The organism is Streptomyces sp. ActVer (assembly GCF_027270795.1).
Classification (GTDB): Bacteria; Actinomycetota; Actinomycetes; order Streptomycetales; family Streptomycetaceae; genus Streptomyces; species Streptomyces umbrinus_A.
Genome location: NZ_JAPWHT010000039.1, coordinates 18,536 through 39,018, shown reverse-complemented (window position 1 = coordinate 39,018; position 20,483 = coordinate 18,536). Strand labels below are relative to the sequence as shown.

The 20,483-nt window shown below is 70.1% G+C and carries 20 protein-coding genes; 11 read left to right on the top strand and 9 right to left on the bottom strand.

Translation table 11 applies throughout. The features are described 5' to 3' along the window. The first annotated feature begins 394 nt into the window (after window positions 1–394). The 4 genes from O3Q52_RS09480 (at window position 395) to O3Q52_RS09465 (ending at window position 3,394) form a co-directional block, all read left to right on the top strand. Complete coding sequence (locus O3Q52_RS09480) at window positions 395–1,045, top strand: DUF4230 domain-containing protein (protein WP_269648377.1); 651 nt, start codon at window positions 395–397, stop codon at window positions 1,043–1,045. A 23-nt stretch (window positions 1,046–1,068) separates the two neighbouring features. After that, entirely contained in the window at window positions 1,069–1,257 is a 189-nt protein-coding gene (locus O3Q52_RS09475; RefSeq protein ID WP_269648376.1) for a hypothetical protein, read from the top strand. A gap of 15 nt (window positions 1,258–1,272) precedes the next feature. After that, window positions 1,273–1,896 (top strand): VanZ family protein, encoded by a 624-nt coding sequence (locus O3Q52_RS09470; RefSeq protein WP_269648375.1) that lies wholly within the window; start codon window positions 1,273–1,275, stop codon window positions 1,894–1,896. A gap of 226 nt (window positions 1,897–2,122) precedes the next feature. Further along, window positions 2,123–3,394, top strand: a complete 1,272-nt coding sequence (locus O3Q52_RS09465; RefSeq protein ID WP_269648374.1) for a family 16 glycosylhydrolase — start codon at window positions 2,123–2,125, stop codon at window positions 3,392–3,394. A 119-nt stretch (window positions 3,395–3,513) separates the two neighbouring features. On the opposite strand, the gene O3Q52_RS09460 is transcribed toward O3Q52_RS09465, so the two are convergent. The 5 genes from O3Q52_RS09460 to O3Q52_RS09440 form a co-directional block, all read right to left on the bottom strand. Further along, complete coding sequence (locus tag O3Q52_RS09460) at window positions 3,514–3,984, bottom strand: hypothetical protein (protein WP_269648373.1); 471 nt, start codon at window positions 3,982–3,984, stop codon at window positions 3,514–3,516. Window positions 3,985–4,246: 262 nt separating this feature from the next. Continuing rightward, window positions 4,247–4,618 carry a peptidase inhibitor family I36 protein gene (locus tag O3Q52_RS09455; RefSeq protein ID WP_200401350.1) on the bottom strand — a complete coding sequence of 124 codons (372 nt, stop codon included), beginning with the start codon at window positions 4,616–4,618 and terminating at the stop codon, window positions 4,247–4,249. 2 nt (window positions 4,619–4,620) lie between these two features. Next, complete coding sequence (locus O3Q52_RS09450) at window positions 4,621–5,364, bottom strand: hypothetical protein (protein WP_269648372.1); 744 nt, start codon at window positions 5,362–5,364, stop codon at window positions 4,621–4,623. A gap of 3 nt (window positions 5,365–5,367) precedes the next feature. Beyond that, on the bottom strand, window positions 5,368–5,733 hold the full coding sequence (locus tag O3Q52_RS09445; RefSeq protein WP_269648371.1) for a hypothetical protein: 366 nt from the start codon (window positions 5,731–5,733) through the stop codon (window positions 5,368–5,370). Between the two features lie 354 nt (window positions 5,734–6,087). Further along, window positions 6,088–6,324, bottom strand: coding sequence for a hypothetical protein (locus O3Q52_RS09440; protein ID WP_269648370.1), 237 nt, complete (start codon window positions 6,322–6,324; stop codon window positions 6,088–6,090). Window positions 6,325–6,503: 179 nt separating this feature from the next. Here O3Q52_RS09440 and O3Q52_RS09435 point away from each other — a divergent pair, with 179 nt between their 5' ends. Beyond that, window positions 6,504–7,532 (top strand): PHP domain-containing protein, encoded by a 1,029-nt coding sequence (locus O3Q52_RS09435; RefSeq protein WP_269648379.1) that lies wholly within the window; start codon window positions 6,504–6,506, stop codon window positions 7,530–7,532. Between the two features lie 306 nt (window positions 7,533–7,838). Further along, the gene (locus O3Q52_RS09430) at window positions 7,839–8,798 is read left to right on the top strand and encodes an SDR family NAD(P)-dependent oxidoreductase (RefSeq protein ID WP_269648369.1); all 960 of its coding nucleotides are present in this window, start codon (window positions 7,839–7,841) and stop codon (window positions 8,796–8,798) included. Window positions 8,799–9,031: 233 nt separating this feature from the next. On the opposite strand, the gene O3Q52_RS09425 is transcribed toward O3Q52_RS09430, so the two are convergent. Both O3Q52_RS09425 and O3Q52_RS09420 read right to left on the bottom strand, forming a co-directional pair. Then, window positions 9,032–9,298, bottom strand: coding sequence for a hypothetical protein (locus tag O3Q52_RS09425; RefSeq protein WP_269648368.1), 267 nt, complete (start codon window positions 9,296–9,298; stop codon window positions 9,032–9,034). Window positions 9,299–9,459: 161 nt separating this feature from the next. After that, window positions 9,460–10,755: an ROK family transcriptional regulator gene (locus O3Q52_RS09420; RefSeq protein WP_269648367.1), complete on the bottom strand. Its 1,296-nt coding sequence runs from the start codon at window positions 10,753–10,755 to the stop codon at window positions 9,460–9,462. 166 nt (window positions 10,756–10,921) lie between these two features. On the opposite strand from O3Q52_RS09420, the gene O3Q52_RS09415 reads away from it, so the two are divergent. From O3Q52_RS09415 to O3Q52_RS09400, 4 genes are read left to right on the top strand one after another with little or no spacing between them, the layout of a single operon-like run. Beyond that, a complete protein-coding gene (locus O3Q52_RS09415) occupies window positions 10,922–12,238 on the top strand; it encodes a sugar ABC transporter substrate-binding protein (RefSeq protein ID WP_269648366.1) in 1,317 nt (438 codons plus the stop codon). A gap of 7 nt (window positions 12,239–12,245) precedes the next feature. Next, window positions 12,246–13,235, top strand: a complete 990-nt coding sequence (locus tag O3Q52_RS09410; protein ID WP_189844198.1) for a carbohydrate ABC transporter permease — start codon at window positions 12,246–12,248, stop codon at window positions 13,233–13,235. Window positions 13,236–13,293: 58 nt separating this feature from the next. After that, the gene (locus O3Q52_RS09405; protein WP_269648378.1) at window positions 13,294–14,133 is read left to right on the top strand and encodes a carbohydrate ABC transporter permease; all 840 of its coding nucleotides are present in this window, start codon (window positions 13,294–13,296) and stop codon (window positions 14,131–14,133) included. 47 nt (window positions 14,134–14,180) lie between these two features. After that, a complete protein-coding gene (locus O3Q52_RS09400) occupies window positions 14,181–15,539 on the top strand; it encodes a GH1 family beta-glucosidase (protein ID WP_269648365.1) in 1,359 nt (452 codons plus the stop codon). A 73-nt stretch (window positions 15,540–15,612) separates the two neighbouring features. Here the strand turns inward: O3Q52_RS09400 and O3Q52_RS09395 are convergent, their stop codons facing one another. Both O3Q52_RS09395 and O3Q52_RS09390 read right to left on the bottom strand, forming a co-directional pair. After that, window positions 15,613–16,584: a phosphotransferase family protein gene (locus O3Q52_RS09395; protein ID WP_269648364.1), complete on the bottom strand. Its 972-nt coding sequence runs from the start codon at window positions 16,582–16,584 to the stop codon at window positions 15,613–15,615. Window positions 16,585–16,673: 89 nt separating this feature from the next. Further along, complete coding sequence (locus O3Q52_RS09390) at window positions 16,674–19,847, bottom strand: cytochrome P450 (protein WP_269648363.1); 3,174 nt, start codon at window positions 19,845–19,847, stop codon at window positions 16,674–16,676. Window positions 19,848–20,101: 254 nt separating this feature from the next. Here O3Q52_RS09390 and O3Q52_RS09385 point away from each other — a divergent pair, with 254 nt between their 5' ends. Next, entirely contained in the window at window positions 20,102–20,482 is a 381-nt protein-coding gene (locus O3Q52_RS09385) for a hypothetical protein (RefSeq protein WP_269648362.1), read from the top strand. The last annotated feature ends 1 nt before the right edge of the window (window position 20,483 follow it).

Below are 20,483 nucleotides of genomic sequence, written 5' to 3'. Positions count from 1 at the left end.
CTGGTCCTGTCGTTCCGTTCCGCCGCTTGGCCCCGCTTCTGCTTCTGCTCCTTCTCGTCTCTCCTCGTCTCTCCTCGCCTCTCCTCGTCTCTCCTCGTCTCTCCTCGTCTCTCCTCGTCTCTCCTCGTCTCTCCTCGTCTATTCGGTACTGCCGATCGCCCGCCGTGTCCACGGAGTCGAGGAGCCTGTCCGGAATCGTGAGGGCTCACGCGACGGCTGAGGACGAAGAAGCGGAAGGTGCCTCGTGCGACCGTCCGTTGCTCGTGGTGCGCCCCGGGCACCAGCCCGCGCACCAGGCAGTCACCGATGTACTTATGCAATCAACCATTCGGTCAACACGCCTGTCTGGCCAGGGATTTGGGGGGCACTAGGAAGGAGGAAGGAGGGCGGCCACATGACGACGTCCCTGAAGCGCATGCCCGGATGGGCCAAGATCCTGAGCGCGGTCGTGCTGGTTCTGGTGATACTCGGTGCCGGACTGCAGCTGAGCCTGCTGCCCGGTCTGCGTGACGTGTTCCGCGAGGAAACCCAGGACCGGACAGGACCCACACTCCTCAAGTCCATTCAGGACATGAGCCGTTACGACGCCGCCTCGGGCAACTTCCAGGTGGTGGTGGATCTGGAGAAGGACACCAAGTACCTGCCGGACGCGGTCCGCGGCACCCGAACCCTGTATGTGGGCGCGGGCACCGTGGACGCCTACGTCGACCTCGGAAAGATCCGCGACGAGGATGTGAAGGTCAACAAGGACCGCACATCGGCCACGCTCAAGCTCCCCCACGCCTCCCTGGGCAAGCCCGCGCTCGACCCCGACCAGTCCTACGCCGTCTCCAAGCAGCGCGGTCTCCTCGACCGGCTCGGCGACGTCTTCTCGGACAACCCGAACGACGAGCGGGCCGTCCAGCGGCTCGCCGCCCGGCACATCGGTGACGCCGCGAAGAAGACCGAACTGACCGCCCGCGCCGAGGAGAACACCACCGGCATGCTCAAGGGGCTGCTGGGCTCGCTGGGCTTCAAGGAGGTGAAGGTGACGTACGGGTCATGAGCCTCGGTCCGTAACTCCGGTCCGTGACCTCGGCCCGTGACCTCGGCCCGCGCACGCTCGTCGACGCCACCGTCGCCCTCCGGCCCGAGCACACCGATCGCCCCGGCAGCACACAGCAGAGCCGGGGCGATCGGCGGCTCGGGCCCGGCACACATGTCGTCGGCATCTTCGACCCCTTCGGGGGTACTCGCCTGTCATCGGACGACAGTTGAAAACTGGAGGGTTGCATGGCCCGCGCAGTGTCACGCCCGCGCATCGCACTACGCCTTCGCTCCACATCTCATTCCGGCGCCAAGAAAGCCAGCCCTCGTACCAAGAAGTCGCGCACCCCCGACACCAAGTCCGGCCCCCGCCCGTCGACGGCTCCGGGCGAACGACGGCCACTTCCCTTTGTCGTACGGTTCCTGGTCATGCTCATCGCCTTCGCGGCGATGGTGGCCTTCGCCGCCGCACTGGCGCAGATCACGTTGCAGCCGTCGCCGGCCTCCGAGGCCCTGACGCACAGCAACCTGCATCCGGGCCGTTCCCTGCGCGCCTACCTGGACCAGCCCGAACTGCGTGACGCCTTCAAGCAGATCGGCGGCAACCTCGTCCTCGGCATCCCCTTCGGGGTGCTGCTGCCCGTCCTGGTCCCCAAGGCGCGCGGAATCCTGCGAGTGCTCCTCCTCACGGCGGCCGTGATGATGATGGTCGAGCTGGTGCAGGGGGCGGTGATCACCGGGCGCGCCTTCGACGTCGACGACGTCATCCTCAACACCAGCGGGGCGCTCGTCGGTTACCTGCTCCTCGGCCGGCGGCTGAACCGCGCGGTGCATCCGCGCAAGCGCCGCCGCAAGAACTCGGAGGCCTGAAGGCCTGAAGTCTTGAAGGTGTGAACGCACGGAGCCCGGTGCGAGGCGGCACGGGGGCTTGAAGGCGTGAAGTCGTGAGGGTGGGCGTCAAGTTGTGAAGGAATGGTACGTACCAAAGTCTTGACGTCCCCTTACCTCACCTCTTAAATCAAGAGTCGAAGCGCGCACCCCCCACCTCAGTCGGCACCCATCCCCCCACAGGGATCGCCGTACGGAAGGGAGAGTCGTGGACTCGCCACGCCTGCTCCGCAGATGCCTCCTCGCCACCCTGTCCGCCGTACTCCTCGCGTCCGCCGCGGTTCTGCCCGCACAGGCGGATGCGGGGCAGGCCGCCGCCGGGCAGGCGGCCCCCCAGCCGAAGGCCGCCGCGGCCGTGACGTTCTCGGACACCTTCGACGGCGCCGCCGGCTCGGCCGTCAACTCCTCGAAATGGCAGATCGAGACCGGCGACAACGTCAACAACCACGAGCGGCAGTACTACACGTCCGGCGCCAACAACGCGGCCCTGGACGGCCAGGGCCACCTGGTGATCACAGCTCGCCGCGAGAACCCGAACAACTACCAGTGCTGGTACGGGCGTTGTGAGTACACCTCGGCCCGCCTCAACACGGCGGGCAAGTTCACGACGACGTACGGCCGGGTCGAGGCCAGGCTGAAGGTGCCGCGCGGGCAGGGCATGTGGCCCGCCTTCTGGATGCTCGGCAACGACATCGGACAGGTCGGCTGGCCGAACTCTGGCGAGATCGACATCATGGAGAACGTCGGCTTCGAGCCCTCGACGGTCCATGGCACCCTGCACGGCCCCGGCTACTCCGGTTCGGGCGGCATCGGCGCCGCCTACTCGCTGCCCGGCGGCCAGGCCTTCGCCGACGCCTTCCACACCTTCGCCATCGACTGGAGCCCCGACGCGGTCACCTGGTCCGTGGACGGCAATGTCTACCAGCGGCGCACCCCCGCCGATCTGGGCGGCAGGCAGTGGGTGTTCAACAAGCCGTTCTTCCTGATCCTCAACCTCGCGGTGGGCGGCTACTGGCCGGGCGACCCGGACGGCTCGACCTCGTTCCCCCAGCAACTCGTCGTGGACGAGGTGAAGGTGACGACGAGCGACGGCTCCGGTGGCGGTGCGGCCGTCAGGGGGCTCGCGGGCAAGTGCGTCGATGTGGCGGGCGCGAGTTCCGCCAACGGCACGCCCGTTCAGCTCTACGACTGCAACAGCTCCGCCGCCCAGCAGTGGACCGTGGCCTCCGACGGCTCGATCCGGGCGTTGGGCAAGTGCCTGGACGTCACGGGCAACGGCACGGCGGACGGTTCGACCGTGCAGCTCTGGGACTGCGGGGGCGGGGCCAACCAACGCTGGGTGGTCAGCGCGGCCGGCGACATCGTGAATCCGCAGGCCAACAAGTGCCTGGACGTCACGGGCAACAACTCCGCCAACGGCACACGGCTCCAGATCTGGACGTGCTCGGGCGGAGCCAACCAGAAGTGGACCGTCGGCTGACCGGACGGAACAGCTGACCGACGCGAGAGCGCTGCCCGCCGATGCGGGAGCAGTACCCGCAGGTGCGGGCGTACGGCCGACTGACCAGGGGAGTCGGCCGCACGCCCGCACCTGCCTTGTCAGTCGGTCGCCTCGCAGTCGGTGTCCTGCAGCTGGATCGGCCGCGTGGCGTCCAGGCCGACGTACGCCGTGAAGGTCGCCGTGTCCTGACCCTGCTCGCCCCAGTGCGTGGTCACCGTGGCGTAGCCGACGCCCGCGGACTGGGCCGTGCTGACGGGGCCGATGTCGATGGACCGCGGCTCGTTCTGGGCGCAGAGCAGGATGTCGACGCCCTCGCTCTGCGCGACCTTCTCCTTCAGGTGCTCGGAGATGCCGTACTTCCGGGCGAAGTCGCCGGGCCCGTGGTCGCCGTAGAAGTCCCCGAGGAAGGTGTGGATCTCCTCGGCGGTGTAGCGGTCGTTCGGGTCCGCGGCGGGTGCGGCGGAGGCCGGAGCGGTGGAAGCGAGTCCGAGACCGAGGACGGCCGCGCAACCGAGGGCGAGGGCGACGCGCTTGGTCGGGCGCGTGACGGTCGTGCCGGTGCGGAACATGTGAGGTACCCCGTTTTTCCTTGCTGTGCCCATGAGTTGGGCTGGTCACAGGAGCAGACCCGCCGCCCCCGGCAGGCGTTGCGCTCTCCCCTTTCGCTGTTTCCGTTCCCGGACATTTACCGCACATTAGTCACGCACTGCGTCACGCACTCCGTCACGCGACCCGTTCGGCGTACGCCCCGTTCATCACGTGGCACGCCCGATCGCTCGGGCGTGCCACTCCCCTCCTGAGGTCACCCGCCGGGCGCGCGGCCGGTGGCTGTCAGCAGTTCATGGCCCAGGTGTGCGAGTCGCCGCGGTCGTTGGCCACGCCGTTGTAACCGACCTCCTGCCCGGGTGTGAGGCAGATCGTCATGTCGCCGCCCTGCCCGGAGTTCTCGTACACCCGGACGTGGTCCTTGATGCCGGGTCCTGAGATGCCGTGGTTGGCCCAGGAGGAGTCGGTGTCGGCGATCCAGCTCTCCCACCAGCCGTCGTCGCCCGACCAGTTGGCTCGCTGACCGCCGAAGTTCGCGTTCTCCCAGACGCAGAACTCTCCGCTCGGACAGCTCGCGGCGCCGGCGGGCGAGGCCAGGGCCAGACCGCCGCTCAGGGCGAGGACGGCCGCGGCGGCGGAGACGGCGAAGCGCTTGATGATCACGAAGGGGTACTGCCTTTCTCTCGGTTCTCCGGAACGGTCCGCTCGGCGTACAGATCCGCCGCGCGGTGCAGTGCGCGGGTGCGCAGCTGCCGATAGGTGGTCAACTGGTCGCGCCGCTCGGCGCGGACCTGGTCCAGCAGGGCGGGTTCCAGCCGGGCGCGCACCTCGTCGAGGCCGCTCTCGCGGTCGCAGCGCGCGGCGACGGCCGGGGCGGGCCGCTCGGGTCTGGGTCCGTGGTCCGGTGTGACGCAGTGGACCCAACGGCCGTGCGCCGCCCGGTGGTCGGGGTCGTCCTTCAGCCGCAGCCCGGCCTCGGCACGGAGGTTGTTCACGACGACCTGGGCGCGGAACCAGCGTCGCTCGTCCCCGTACAGCTCGCGCTGCGCGGCGGCGAGGCAGCCGTCGGTGTGCGCCCTGACGGTGTATCCGGTGGCGAGGGTGACGGAGAGCTCGGTACGGCCGCGGCCGAAGAGGGCACCTTGCAGTCGCCGATCCTCAGCGTCGTCCGTTCCGCCCTCCCGCCGTTCGCCGGCGGCTGGTTTCGAGGACAGCCCCCGCCCGGCCAGGCACCGTTCGACGAGAATCTGCTGAGCGGCCTTGATGAGGTCGTCCCGCTCCCGCTCGGTCCTGGGCAGCGCGGGCGTGTCCCGTCCCGCGCCGGTCGGCGTGGCGCACCCGCCCAGTGTCAGCAGCGCCAGTACGACCAGGGCGGCGGCGCCGAGGGCACGCAGCAGTCGCACGGCTCAGCCGACCTCGCAGCCCATCGTGGTGTCGGACACCCCGTCGAGCCGGGCGCCCCAGGGCCAGTTGTCGGCCAGGTCGTGCGCCCGGATCAGCCGGTAGTAGCAGGTGTCGCGGGCCCAGTCGATGGCGTACACGGCGGTGTTCGCGTCCGAGCGGAACGAGGCCGCCTTGTCGTGCAGGGACTCCGGTACGTCCGTATAGCCCGGTGGTGTGTAGCACCAGGACGTGCCGTGCTGTCCGGCCCAGGTCCAGAAGCACACGGAGCCCGCGGCGGGTGCCGTCGGCGCGGCCGTCGTGACGGGAGCGGAGCCCAGGACGGCGACGGCGGCGAGCAGGGCCGCGGGCAGGGCGAGGCGACGGAACATGACGACTCCAGTCGTACGAGGGAGGGATACGCGCAGGGCAACCTGACCGGATCGTGATCACGGTGACCGCCAAGATCAAAGTGCCCTCGTGGGAGCGGGCCCATGCACGACCACGCCCGCCTCCCGGTGCTTGCCGATGCGCGCGGGAGTGCCATCCGCGACGGCTCACCACGGCGCGAAAACCGCTGGTCCACGCGCTCCCCAGGGCATTCACCCGAACGGCGGACGCGAACCACAGCGCGCCCCCAAAGGGGCGCGGGGCTGTGACATATGCGGCTCCGCCGCGCGGGCGCGATCAACCCCCACCGGCCCGCGGTGCACCCACTTCCCTCGGCGGAGCCCTACCGCGGAGCCCTACCGAAGATGCCAGGTGAGCTTGTCTCCACCGACCCACCGCACCACCGCGGGGTCATCGGCGTCATGCACCGGAATCCCGTACGCCGCGGCGGCCATCAGGACGTCCGTGAAGCTCTTGGCCTCGCCGATGACAGCGCCGTCGATCTCCACGATGCGGAAGGGCGGATCGCCGGGCTGGACGCCCAGGACCGTGATCCGCGGGTGCGAGATGTGGGGGCTTGCGATTTCAGTCATGATCCCACCGGTTCCACACGCGTGCCGCCGATAAGCCTGCCCGGGCAGCACTGTCGGTCGTCGTGGCACTCGGCGGTGCCGGCCCGGCCGACGTCCGTACGAGGTCGCAGTTCATGGTGGCACAAGGCGGCCCTGTCGGCTGCCGTGCGGGCGGCGGCGGGCTGCGCCAGGCTGGAGGTATGGACCCGGCCGAGGCCCTGGACCGGATCGCGTTCCTGCTGGAGCGGTCCCTGGCCCCCACCTATCGCGTACAGGCGTTCCGCACGGCGGAGGGCGTCGTCACGGGGCTGCCCGCCGACGAGGTGGCCCGGCGGTCCGCCGAGGGGTCGCTGGAGTCGCTGAAGGGCATCGGGCCGAAGACCGCGCAGGTGGTGCGCGAGGCGCTGGCCGGACGGACGCCGGGCTATCTGGAGAAGCTGGAGCAGGAACAGGAGGCCGCGGGCCCTCTCGTCGAGGGCGGTGAGGAGCTGCGGGCGCTGCTGCGCGGCGACTGCCATCTGCACTCGGACTGGTCGGACGGCGGCAGCCCCATCGAGGACATGGGCCGTACGGCGGCGCGGCTCGGGCACGAGTGGGCGGTGCTCACCGACCACTCCCCACGGCTCACGGTGGCGCGCGGGCTGTCCCCCGAGCGGCTGCGGGAACAGCTCGCCCTCGTCGCGGAACTCAACGAGCGCTGGGCTCCCTTCCGGCTGCTCACCGGTATCGAGTGCGACATCCTCGACGACGGGTCCCTCGACCAGGAGCCCGAACTGCTGGACCGGCTCGATCTCGTCGTCGTGTCCGTGCACTCCAAACTGCGGATGAACGCGGCCGCGATGACTCGCCGGATGGTCGCCGCCGTACGCGATCCGCACTCGGACGTGCTGGGGCATTGCACGGGACGGCTGGTCACCGGGCGCGGGCGGCCCGAGTCCGAGTTCGACGCGGACGAGGTCTTCGCCGCCTGTGCCGAGACGGGCACGGCGGTCGAGATCAACAGCCGCCCGGAGCGGCTGGACCCACCGCGCCGGCTGCTGCGCCGGGCGGTCGAGGCGGGTGTGCTGTTCTCCGTGGACACCGACGCCCACGCGCCCGGGCAGCTCGACTGGCAGTTGTACGGATGCGCGCGGGCCGAGGAGTGCGGGGTGCCTCCGGAGCGCGTGGTCAATACCTGGACCGCGGAGGAGCTGCTGGCGTGGACGGGACGTCGTGAAACTCCGTCGTGACACACGTCACGGGAAACGCCGTGTGGACCTGGGAACACTCGCCGGTAGTTTCCCGTTAAATCGGCTGTGGGTGCGGATGGGACAGTGTCCCCGGGCCTCACCTTCCGCCCACAGGGAAGATCGTTCGGCTGAAGCCCTGTGGAGCATTCCGCCGAGAGGCGACCGCCATCCGTGGCCACCCACAGACGGCCCCGACCGTGATTCCCCCGTCCGGTCGGGGCCTTTCCCATGTCTTCGCGCGCTTCCCTTGCGCCACGCCGGGCCGAGCTTGACTTCGAGCGCGCTTCAATTCGTAGCGTCGGCCGTATGACCACTGCACAGCACAAGATCGGTTCGGGATTCGGCCCCAGGAGCACCGCGGACGACGTGCTCGACGGCATCGACCTCACGGGGAAGCTGGCGATCGTCACCGGCGGCTACTCGGGGCTCGGCCTGGCGACGACCCGCGCGCTCACCAAGGCCGGTGCCCGGGTCGTCGTCCCGGCGCGGCGCAGGTCGGTCGCCGAGGAGGCGGTCGCCGGGCTCGACGGTGTCGAGGTGGACGAGCTCGACCTCGGCGACCTGGACAGCGTCCGTGCCTTCGCCGAGAGGTTCCTCGCCTCGGACCGCACCGTCGACATCCTCATCGACAACGCCGGGATCATGGCCTGCCCGGAGACCCGCGTCGGACCGGGCTGGGAGGCCCAGTTCGCGACCAACCACCTGGGCCACTTCGCCCTCGTCAACCGGCTCTGGCCTGCGCTCGCCCCGGGGGGTGCCCGTGTCGTCTCCGTCTCCTCGGCCGGCCACCACTACTCCGACATCCGCTGGGACGACCCGCACTGGCGGCAGGGCTACGACAAGTGGCAGGCGTACGGACAGGCGAAGACCGCCAACGTCCTGTTCGCCGTACAGCTCGACGCCCTCGGCAAGGACTCCGGCGTACGGGCCTTCTCACTGCACCCGGGCGGCATCCTCACCCCGCTCCAGCGGCACCTCCCCAAGGAGGAGATGGTCGAGCGCGGCTGGATCGACGAGAACGGCACCCCGCTGAACCCGGCGGGCTTCAAGACCCCCGAACAGGGCGCGGCCACCCAGGTGTGGGCGGCGACCTCGCCCCAGTTGTCCGGCATGGGCGGCGTCTACTGCGAGGACTGCGACATCTCCGAGCCCGCCCCTGCCGACGGCGAGCGCATCGGCGTACGCGACTACGCCGTCGACCCGGCGTCCGCGGCCCGCCTGTGGACCCTCTCCGCGGAGCTCACCGGCGTGAACGCCTTCGCCTGAGCACCTGACCACGACCGCCTGGGCGGGCCGGTGAAGTCCGGTTCGCCGCGGCCCTCGTAAGGGGCGCGGGGCCGTGAACCCATGCGGCCACGCGGGCGCGACCGGCCACGGACGGCCCGCGCACGGCCCCGCGGACGTCGAACGGCCCGGCCGACGTATCGGCCCTGGCCGCCGACATCAGCCGAGGCATCGGCCCAGGCCGCGGACATCAATGGCTCTGCCGACGCGTCCGCTCAGGCCGGGGACTCCTCCGGCCCGGGGTGTTCCGGGTGCACCGTGCTCCTGGAGTGCTCGTCACCCCGCCGTCGCGTGCCCGCCTCATCGGTGTCGGGGACGTCCGTGTCCGGCTCCGGCGCCTCGTCGTCGGAGCCCTCTCGCCGCGAGGGGTCGGCGGGTGTGATGTCCCAGCGGTCCCCGCCCTCCTGGGCCTGCTGGTCCGGCATGTCCCGGGGGACGGGACCCGCGTCCTCGCCCGCCCTCTTCGTCCGGTCGTCGCTCACGCCGCGCTCCCCTCCTCGTCGGTACACTTCCCGGCCGGCCGGAACTCCTTGTCGTACGGAATTCGTCGTCGGAATTCCTCGTCGGACAGAATCCGCCGGACCTCCGCGTCGGCCCTGGTGCGGGTACCTGCCGACGCGACCGGTGAAACCCCCGGAAGGCGTCAATGCGGGGCGCGTTCCTCCATGGCCGCGCGCCAGGCCGGGAGCTGGTTGTCGCCCGGTTCGGGGCCCGGGCGTCGTCCGCCGTGTGCGAAGAAGTCGGCGAGCGGGAGGATCGCCGCGCCGACCGTGACCGCGTCGGGGCCGAGGGCGCCGAGCTCGATGGTGACCCGCTCGGCGGGATGACGGAGTGCGTACGAGACCGCGTGTTCTCGGACGGCGGGCAGGAAGCGGGAGCCGAGCTGGAGTCTGGCCCAGCCGCCGATGAGGATGCGCTCGGGCTGGAAGAGGTTGATCAGGTCGGAGAGGCCCGCGCCCAGGTACTCGGCCGTCTCCTCCAGGACGGCGAGCGCGATCGGGTCGGCCGCCACCGAGGCATCGGCCGGGTAGGCGGCGGCGAGCATCGCGGTGAGGGCGGTCTCCTCGTCGACCCGCCCCGGCGGCTGTCCGCCCGCCGCCTCCCAGCGCTCCAGGAGGGCTTCGGCGCCCGCGTAGGCCTCCAGGCAGCCGAGCGCGCCGCACCGGCAGCGGCGCCCCCGGACCCGTACGGTCAGATGCCCCCACTCCACGGCCCGGCCGCGCTCCACGTCGTCCGTGACGAGGCTGGCGCCGACGCCGGAGCCGAAGAGGACCACGACCGCGTTGTCCGCGCCGCGCCCGGCGCCGAACCACATCTCGGCCTGGCCGAGGGTCTTGGCGCCGTTGTCGGTGAAGTACGGGACGGAGTCCGGGAGCCCGCAGGCGGTGCGGAGCAGGGACTCCAGCGGGACGGCCGGCCAGCCGATGGTCTGCCCGTGCACCACGGCACCCTCGGCCGCAGTGCGCTCCACGATGCCGGGCACTCCGATGCCGACGCCCAGCAGCCGCTCGGGGGCGATCTCGGCGGCGGCGAGGACCTCCGCGATGCCGTCGCGGATGTGGCCGACGATGACGTCCACGTCGTAGCCCTGATGCTCCAAGGGCCGTTCCGTGCGGGCGAGTTCGGTGAGGGTGAGGTCGAAGAGCTCGACGCGCACGCGGGTCTCGCCGACGTCCACGCCGATCATGTGGCCGCTGGCGGGGGCGACCCGCAGCAGAGTGCGAGGACGGCCGCCGTCCGAATCGACGCTGCCCGCCTCCTCCACCAGACCGTCGCCGACGAGCTCGGCGACGACGTTGCTGATGGAACCGGAACTCAGTCCGGTGGCCGGGCCGAGCTCGAAGCGGCTCATCGGTCCTTCGAAGTAGAGCCGCCGCAGCACGGCTGTGCGATTGCCCCGCCGCAGGTCACGCACCGTGCGCCCGTTCCGCCCCGCCATGTGGTTCCTTCCCGCAGTCCCCCGACCTGCAAGATACCCCTGCGTCATCCCTTGACGCGAGTTTCTTCCGGGTCTTAACTCACGTTCTAAATTAAGCCGTGAGGGCGTTCGGGAAGTGAACGCGGCGCCCTTGCGCATCTCCCTCCGGGAAGGGACGCCAGACGTCATGCGCAGAACCCGAGCCGCGGCCGCGAGCGCGGTCACCGTCTCAATGCTGGCCGCCGTGACCGCCTGCGGCGGTGGCTCGTCGACGGACGGCGGGTCCAACGACTCGCCGAAGACGCTCACCTACTGGGCCTCCAACCAGGGTCCGAGCATCGAGGCCGACAAGAAGATCCTCACGCCCGAGCTGAAGAAGTTCGAGAAGGACACCGGCATCAAGGTCAAGCTGGAGGTCATCCCCTGGTCCGACCTCCTCAACCGCATTCTCGCCGCGACCACTTCGGGCCAGGGCCCGGACGTTCTCAACATCGGCAACACCTGGTCGGCCTCGCTCCAGGCGACGGGTGCCCTGCTGCCCTGGGACGCCAAGAACTTCGACAAGATCGGCGGCAAGGACCGGTTCGTCGAGTCGGCGCTCGGCTCGGCCGGGGCGACCGGCTCGGATCCGGCGGCGGTGCCGCTGTACTCGATGGCGTACGCGCTCTACTACAACAAGAAGATGTTCGCGGACGCCGGGATATCCGGACCGCCCGCCACCTGGGACGACCTGGTCGCCGACGGGAAGAAGATCTCCAAGGACGGCAAGTGGGCGCTGGCCGCCGAGGGTTCGAACCCGTCGGAGAACATCCACCACGTCTTCGTCCTCGGCAAGCAGCACGGCGCCGACTTCTTCGACGCCGACGGGAAGCCCGACTTCACCTCCGACGGGGCCGTCGCGGCGGTCAAGCAGTACGTCGATCTGATGGCCAAGGACAAGGTCGTCGCGCCCGGAAACGCCGAGTACGCGCAGAACCAGTCGCTGCAGGACTTCGCCAAGGACAAGACGGCGATGGTGCTGTGGCAGACCGCCGCGACCACGCTAGAGGCGCACGGCATGAGCGACGACGAGTGGGGTGTCGCACCGGTGCCGGTCCAGTCCGGCAGCCCGGGGGCGGACACCGCCGTCAACTCGATGGTGGCGGGCATCAACCTGGCCGTCTTCAAGAACACCGACAACATCGACGGTGCCCTGAAGTTCGTGAAGTTCATGACGAGCGACGCCGAACAGAAGACGCTCAACAAGACGTACGGGTCCATCCCCCCGGTCACGGCGGCACAGGAGGATCCCGCGTTCAACACGCCCGCGCTGAAGGTCATCAGGGACACGCTCGCCAAGAGCGCGGCCCCGCTGCCCCAGGTGCCCAACGAGTCGCAGTTCGAGACGGCGGTGGGCACGGCCGTGAAGGAGCTGTTCGCGGACGCGGCGGCCGGACGACCGGTCACGACCGCCTCGGTCAAGGAGAAGCTCTCCGAGGCTCAGCAGCAGATGCCGAAGAAGTGAGCGTTCGATGACCGTGACCGCTCAACCCGCGGTCGGGGAGGAGGCGTTGCCCGGCGCGACGGGGCCCACCCCGCGCCGCCGCACCGGGCGAGTACGCCGTATCGCCCTGCCGTACCTGCTCCTCCTGCCCGCCCTGCTGCTCGAACTCCTCGTCCATCTGGTGCCGATGGTCATCGGCATCGTGATGAGCTTCAAGGAGCTCACGCAGTTCTACATCCGCGACTGGGGCGCCGCGCCCTGGGCGGGGTTCGACAACTACAGCCTGTCCGTGGACTTCGACGCGCCCGTCGGCGAGGCGCTGCTCCACTCCTTCTTCGTGACCTGCGCCTTCACCGTGCTGTCCGTCGGCCTGTGCTGGCTGCTCGGCACGACAGCCGCGGTCTACATGCAGGAGACCTTCCGCGGCCGCGGCTTCCTCCGCGCGATCTTCCTCATCCCGTACGCGCTTCCGGTGTACGCGGCCGTCATCACCTGGGCGTTCATGTTCCAGCGCGACAACGGCCTGGTGAACCACGTGCTGCACGACCAACTGGGCCTCACCGACAGCCCGTCCTTCTGGCTGATCGGCGACAACAGCTTCGTCGCACTGCTCGTCGTGTCGGTGTGGAAGGGCTGGCCGTTCGCCTTCCTCATCGTGATGGCGGGCCTGCAGAACATCCCCAAGGAGCTGTACGAGGCTGCGGCGATCGACGGGGCCGGCATGGTCCAGCAGATCCGCCGCATCACGCTGCCCTCGCTGCGCCCGGTCAACCAGGTGCTCGTCCTGGTGCTCTTCCTGTGGACGTTCAACGACTTCAACACGCCGTACGTGCTGTTCGGCCAGGCGGCACCGGAGGCGGCGGACCTGATCTCGATCCACATCTACCAGTCCTCGTTCGTCACCTGGAACTTCGGGACGGGGTCGGCGATGTCCGTGATGCTGCTGCTGTTCCTGCTGGTCGTGACCGGCATCTACCTCGTCCTGACCTCGCGCGGACGGAGGGCCGCCGATGTCTAGCCAGTCGCTGTCCAAGCGGTCGGTGTCCAAGCGGTCGCTGTCGGCGCCACGGTCGCCGATGGCCGCGCCGCGGTCCTTCCTCTGGTCGCGCCGGATCTTCCTCACCCTGCTGACCGGCTTCGTCCTGCTGCCGGTGTACGTGATGCTGTCCAGCTCGCTGAAACCGCTGCAGGACGTGTCGGGAGAGTTCCGCTGGGTGCCGAGCGGGCTGACGATCCGCCCGTACATCGACATCTGGTCGACCGTTCCGCTGGCGAAGTACTTCGTCAACTCGCTCATCGTGGCGGGCGCGGCGACGGTCTTCTCGGTGGTGATCGCGATCTTCGCCGCGTACGGGGTGAGCCGCTACCGCTTCCGCGGGAAACGCCTGTTCACCGTCACCGTGCTGTCCACCCAGATGTTCCCCGGGATCCTCTTCCTGCTCCCGCTGTTCCTGATCTACGTGAACATCGGCAACGCCACCGGCATCGCGCTCTTCGGCTCGCGGATCGGCCTGATCCTCACCTATCTGACGTTCTCGCTGCCGTTCTCGATCTGGATGCTGATCGGCTACTTCGAGTCGGTGCCGCGGGACCTGGACGAGGCGGCGATGGTGGACGGCTGCGGACCGCTCGGCGCGCTCTTCCGGGTCGTCGTGCCCGCCGCGGTTCCCGGGATCGTCGCGGTCGCGGTGTACGCGTTCATGACCGCGTGGGGCGAAGTGCTGTTCGCGTCGGTGATGACCAACGACACCACCCGCACGCTCGCCGTCGGTCTCAAGGGCTATGCCACGCAGAACGACGTGTACTGGAACCAGGTCATGGCCGCCTCGCTCGTCGTGAGCGTCCCCGTGGTCGCCGGGTTCCTGCTGCTCCAGCGCTATCTGGTCGCCGGGCTCACCGCCGGAGCCGTGAAGTGACCGGCTCCTCCCCGCGCTCCAACTCCCCTTCCTCCGAAAGGACTTCTGTGAACATCGACCTCGCCGCGCTCCCCCAGGACTTCGTGTGGGGGACGGCCACGTCGGCGTACCAGATCGAGGGTGCCGTCGCCGAGGACGGCCGCTCGCCCTCCATCTGGGACACCTTCTCGCACACACCGGGAAAGGTGGACGGCGACGACCACGGGGACGTCGCCTGCGACCACTACCACCGGTGGCGCGAGGACATCGCCCTGATGAAGGAGCTGGGCACCACCGCGTACCGGCTGTCGGTCGCCTGGCCGCGCGTCGTGCCGGGCGGCGACGGCCCGGTGAACGCCAAGGGCCTCGACTTCTACGACTCCCTGGTCGACGGCCTGCTGGAGGCGGGCATCACACCGTCGGTGACCCTCTACCACTGGGACCTGCCGCAGGTGCTCCAGGACCGGGGCGGATGGCCCGAGCGCGACACTGCATACCACCTGGCGGCGTACGCGACGGCCGTCGCCGAGCGCCTCGGTGACCGGGTCAAGCACTGGACGACCCTCAACGAGCCGCTGTGCTCCGCGTGGATCGGGCATCTGGAGGGACGGATGGCTCCCGGCCTCACGGACCTCACTGCGGCCGTCCGCACCTCGTACCACCTGCTGCTCGGCCATGGCCTCGCCACCCAGGCGATCCGGGCCGCCGCTCCCGGCGCCGAGGTCGGCATCGTCAACAACCTCTCCAGCATCGAGCCCGCGACCGACCGCCCCGAGGACATCGCGGCGGCCCGGCGCCTGGACGGCCACACCAACCGCTGGTGGCTCGACCCGGTGCACGGCCGCGGCTTCCCGGCGGACATGCGCGAGGTGTACGGAGTCGAACTCCCCGAGCGGGCAGGCGACTTGGCGACCATCGCCCAGCCCCTGGACTGGCTGGGCCTCAACTACTACTTCCCGTCGGCCGTCGCCGACGACCCCGACGGGCCGGCTCCCTTCGCCCAGTCGGTCCGCCGGCCGGGCGTGCCGCGCACGGGCATGGACTGGGAGGTCGACGCGTCCGGCATCGAGAGCCTGCTGCTGCGCCTCACCGACGACTACGGCGCCCGGCGGCTGTACGTCACCGAGAACGGCTCCGCCTACCCGGACGTCGTCCGCGCCGACGGCACGGTCGACGACCCCGAGCGCACCCTGTACCTGGAACAGCATCTGGCGGCCTGCGCGTCGGCCGTCCGCAAGGGGGCTCCCCTCGCGGGCTACTTCGCCTGGTCGCTGCTGGACAACTTCGAGTGGGCGTACGGCTACGACAAGCGTTTCGGGCTCGTGCACGTCGACTACCGCACGCAGAGGCGCACGGTGAAGGGCAGTGGGAGACGGTACGCGGAGATCATCCGGGAGCACGGCGGGAGGGCGCGGAAGGCGGCCTGAGGCTCACCGGCCGAGTTCGTCCACGGCTCACCGGCCCCGAGTTCCGGGGCTCACTCGCTCTGTGTTCCGACGCTCACTGGCCGAGTTCGTCCAGGGCCGTGACGAGTTCCGGGGCGACGCGTTCCCTGACCCAGGCGACCTGCTCGTCCCCGGCGCCACGCGGGACGGTCTCGATGAGCATGATCAGGTAGAGATAGCTGCGGTAGAGGGCGAGGCGCTGACGGGCCGAGTGGGTGAACTCGGCTCGTCCGCCCGTTTCTTGATAACCCGTCAGGAAGTCGTGGTCCTTCCTGATGTCACCGAGGAGCGCCAGGGAGACGAAATCCGCGAGCGGGTCTCCCCAGAACATGCGCTCGCCGTCGATCAGTCCGCCGATCCTGGGCTCGCCGCCGCCTTCCGGGCGGTCGACCAGGATGTTCCCCTGCCACAGGTCGAAGTGCACCAGGCGAGGGTCCGTGACCTCGTCCAGGGCGTCGTACGCCGTCTTGGCCGTGCGGGCCACCTCGTCCACCGGGCGCGGCAGCCAGGCCTCGTACCGGCGGGCGTCGTCCAGGACGGCGTCGTAGATGGCGGTGAAGGCCGTACGCCAGTCGGCGGACAGGGGACCCAGAGCCCCGGACGGGTAGCCGAAGCCGGGGCCCGTCACCTGGTGGAGCCGGGCCACATGCCGCCCCAACTCCCGGCGCAACACGGCCTGTTCGGCGTCCGGGCAGGTGTTGTCCCAAGTGTCACCAGGACAGGCAGTCATCAGGAGATGGCAACCTTCGGAGGCGTCCAGGCCGACGTGCACGACTCGCGGCGCGGGTACGTCGACCGTGGCGGCGGCGCGGTAGAACTCCGCCTCCGAGACGAGGAGTTCGCGCTCGTGGCGCATGCCGGGGACGGTCGGCGGGGGCGGGATCTTCAGCATGTACCGGCTGCCGTCGGTGAGGCGGAGTTCCTCGACGGTGTTGTACGTCCCGCCGCTCATCGGACGGCAGCCGACGAGGCTGCCGGGCGGAAACCCCGCCGCCTCCAGGATCCGCCCGGCCCGCTCCTCCGACATTCCGCCCCACCCCGTTCTCGCCGTTGCACCGCTCGTCCATGTGCCGCTCGGTGTTGCGCTGCCCGGTCGGCGATCCGCCGCCGCGCGGCTCACCCGGCCGCATAGACGTCCTCCACATAGCGGCCCGCCGCGATCAGCTCGTCGAGCCACCGCTCACAGGCCGCGTCGTCGGCGTCCTGCGTACGGTCCCGGTACAGGGTACGGAAGGCGTCGCGCACCCCGGGTGCCATCCGTGAACCGTCGCCGCAGACATAGACACGGGCACCGGAATTCAGCAGGTCCCACACCTCGTCCGCCTCGGCGGCGATCCGGTGCTGGACGAAGGTCATGCCGTCGACGGGGGCCGCGCTGAAAGCAGGACGCAGGGAGACGGCTCCGGCTGCCTCGGCGGCGCGGAGTTCCTCGGCGTGCAGGAAGTCGGCGTCCGGGGCGTCACAGCCGAAGTAGCAGAGAGCGGGGGCCAGTTGGGTGTCCGCTGCGGCGCGGTCCGCGATGGCTCCGCGGAAGGGGGCGAGACCCGTCCCCGCGGCCACCATGACGACCGGCGCCGACTGGTCGACACGGAAGGCCTCCCGGCACGGCTGGACGCGGGCCAGCACGGTGTCGCCCGGCTTGACCGCGCTCAGATGGCCGGAGCCGGTTCCCGTGTAGACGCCGTTCCCCGAGCGGGCCGGCGCCTCCAGCAGCGAGACCATCAGGTCGGCGTGAGAGGGGGCGGTGGCGGGCGAGGACGAGATCGAGTAGGTACGAGGGCGCAGTGGCGTGAGGATCTCTTCGAGCAGCAGCGGCCAGCCCAGTGCGCCACGCAGCGCGGGGTACGCCTCGACGAGCTCGATCAGGGTCCGCTGATCGGAGGCCTGGAGGTTGGCGAGGGCGGCCCGTTCGGGCGGGCACGGGTTGGCGGCGGCGAGTACCGCCAACCGGTCGGCGGTGGGGCGCTCCTGCAACTCCACGTGATGGGACAGCAGTTGACGTACAGTCAACGGCCGGTCCACGGCGATTCCGTCGCGGCGCGGGCGGCTCGCCCTGATGTCGAGCACGGTGTCGAGGTCCACGCCGAGAGCGGCCGCTGCCCGCTCGACGAGTTCCGGAGCGTTGACGGGCAGCACGGTGAGGTGGTCGCCCGTGCGGTAGGCCGTTCCGTCGGGCAGCGCCAGCCGCACAAAGCGCTTCGTCCGCGGATGCCCGGGGGCAGTGAGGTCGTAGGCCTCGGTGACCGTCATGGGGACGAGATCGTGCCGGGCGGCGACCGCGTCGAGGGGGCCGCCGGTCAGCGTACGGACCTCGTAGGCCGCCGCCGTGTCGTCCGGTGCGGTGTCGTCCGTGGCCTCCGGGTCGCCGTACTTCTCCAACAGGGCCGTGCGCAGCTCGGCGGTGAAGCCGCGGACGGTTCCGCCGAGGTCGCCCGAGGCGTCGGCGGCCGCGCGGTCCAGGAGCCGGGTGCCGCCCAGTTCGGCCAGCCGGTCGTCGATGCGGGTCGGGAAGTGCTGGTAGGTGGCGGCCCAGTTGCGGTCGCCGACACCCAGGACGGCGTACGTCAGGTCCGGCGCGGCCGGAGCCTCGTCGAGCCAGGCTGCGAAAGCGGTGGCGTCGTCGGTGGGCCGGCCGTTGTAGGAGGCCGCGGTGATGACGACGGGGCGGTCGGTGGGCAGCCCGTCGGCGTACGCGTCCAGCGCCACCACCTCGGTCTCGCACCCCAATGCGGCTGCCTCGTCGGCCAGTTGGGCGGCGAACTCGCGACAGGTCCCGTAGTTGCTGCCGTACAGGAAGAGCGCCCGGGTGCCGGGGCGTCCCCGGGCGGGCAGCGTCTTCTCGTCGGCCACGGTGGCCTGTTGCCGTGCGGCGCCCGGGAGTTGGGCGTGCTCCCGGTCGGCCGTCGTGCGCGGAGTGAGCGTGAGAGTGAAGCCGTCGGGCTTCAGCGTCAGCGTCTCCTTCACCGTGAGCCGGTAGTCGGCGTGGTCGTGCAACCGGTAGCGGTGGACGATCATCGCCAGCAGCATGGTCGCCTCGTGGAGCGCGAACTGCCGCCCGATACAGGCGCGTTCACCGGTGCCGAACGGCTTGAACGCGTGCGTGGAGCGCGCGGCCTCCGCCTCCGGTGTGAAGCGCGAGGGGTCGAACAGCTCGGTGTTGTCGCCCCACACCGGTTGCCGGTGCAGCATCGGAGCGAGCACCATGACGCCCTGCCCGGCGCTCAGCGGGATCCGCCCGCCGAGCAGCGTGTCCTGACGTGCGTGCCGGCCGAACACTGCGGCCGTCGGCCACAGCCGCAGCGCCTCGTTGAGCACCTGCCGGGTGTACGCGAGCTGCCCGACCTCGTCGAACGTCGGCTCGGGGTCGGCCGTGTCGCCCCACAGCGCGTCCACCTCGCGCTGCACCAGGTGCAGCACGGCGGGGTGCTTGGCGAGGCAGTGGAGGGCGAACGACATGGCGCCGGACGTGGTCTCGTGGCCGGCGATCAGGAAGGTGATCACCTGGTTGCGGATGTTGGCGGTGTCGAGTTTGGTGCCGTCGACGGGGTGCTCGGCCGAGAGCATGAGGCCGAGCAGGTCCTCTGCAGTGCCCTCTCCTTCGGAGACCCGGGCCTCGATCACGTCGTCGACCACCTGCGCCAGGTAGTCGGAGTCGCCCCGGAAGGCCGCGTCCGCCTCGGAGTGGTCCTGGCCGGGGAGGCGGCTCAGCCTGGTCATGCTCCACTCCAGGCACCGGACCATGGCCTCGACGAACGGATGCGGCTCGTCCCGCTCGAAGGACCCGAAGTCGTAGCCGAACCCGGCAAGGCCGATGGTGTCGAGCGTCATCCGCGTCATGTCGTCGGGAACGTTCACCGGAGCACCGTCGCGGACCCCGCGGTCCCACGAGTCGATCAGCCTGCGTGCCACCTTCAGCATCACCGGGTGATACGTCCGCATCGACCCGAGCGCGAAGGCCGGCATGAGGATGTCGTGCGCCTTGGCCCAGTTCGGCTCGTCGTTGTACGCCGTGAAGAGCCCGTCCGCGGCGAACTCCCGCACGTTCTCCAGAGCGGGCCCGACGTGCTTGGCGAACCGCGTCTCGTCGGCGAGGTCGGCCACCAGTTCAAGGTCACTCACGAACAGGGTGTCCCGCCCGTGCAGCCGCCGCACGAGCACCGGACCGTGGGCCCGGCTCAACTCCATGACCTGCTGCAGTGGGGTGCGGCCCGGTCCAACGGCGGAGATATCGACGACAGGAACACCATCAAGGGTCCCGACGACCTGCGGAAGCGACACGGTGGGGGTCATGACGCGACAACTGCCTTTCGTGGTACGGAAGTCCCGGCCGTCCCAGCTTCAACCAGCCCCCGGAACGTCCCACACCACGGGACTACACAATCGTGTAGCACTTTCCACCCGGTACCCCTTGCAACACCGCTCGCCCCTTCCCGCCCCTTTAGGGGCGCGGGGAACTGCGCGACCAACCCAATCCGACCCGCACCCGAATCACAACGCCCAGCCGTCTCCCCCGCCGAACAAGCGGAGCGCATAGGCTCCGCCACATGGAACAGAGCGAGATCATCCTGCGAGCCATCGGCGTCCTGACCGAGACCCAGGAGATGGTGCGCAGGCTCAACGAGGACGTCGAGGTCGACATAGACGCCGGAGAGGCACAGCTCGGCAGGCTGGTGACCGAGGTGTTCCCCGCGGTCGAGGTCCCCGGCGACGCGACCCCGGCAGAGGCGGGTCAGGCCGTCATCGACGCCCTGATGCCCGCGGCGATCTCCCTGGTCGGCGCCTTCGCCTTCCTGTTCTCGGAACTCGCCGAGGTCCACGACACGGGCCGGACCGAGATCAAGAGCACCGAACTCCTGCGCACCCTCGCGCTGCGCCTGTCCAACTCGGCCACGCACACGGACGACGACAGCGACGACGACGCCTGAC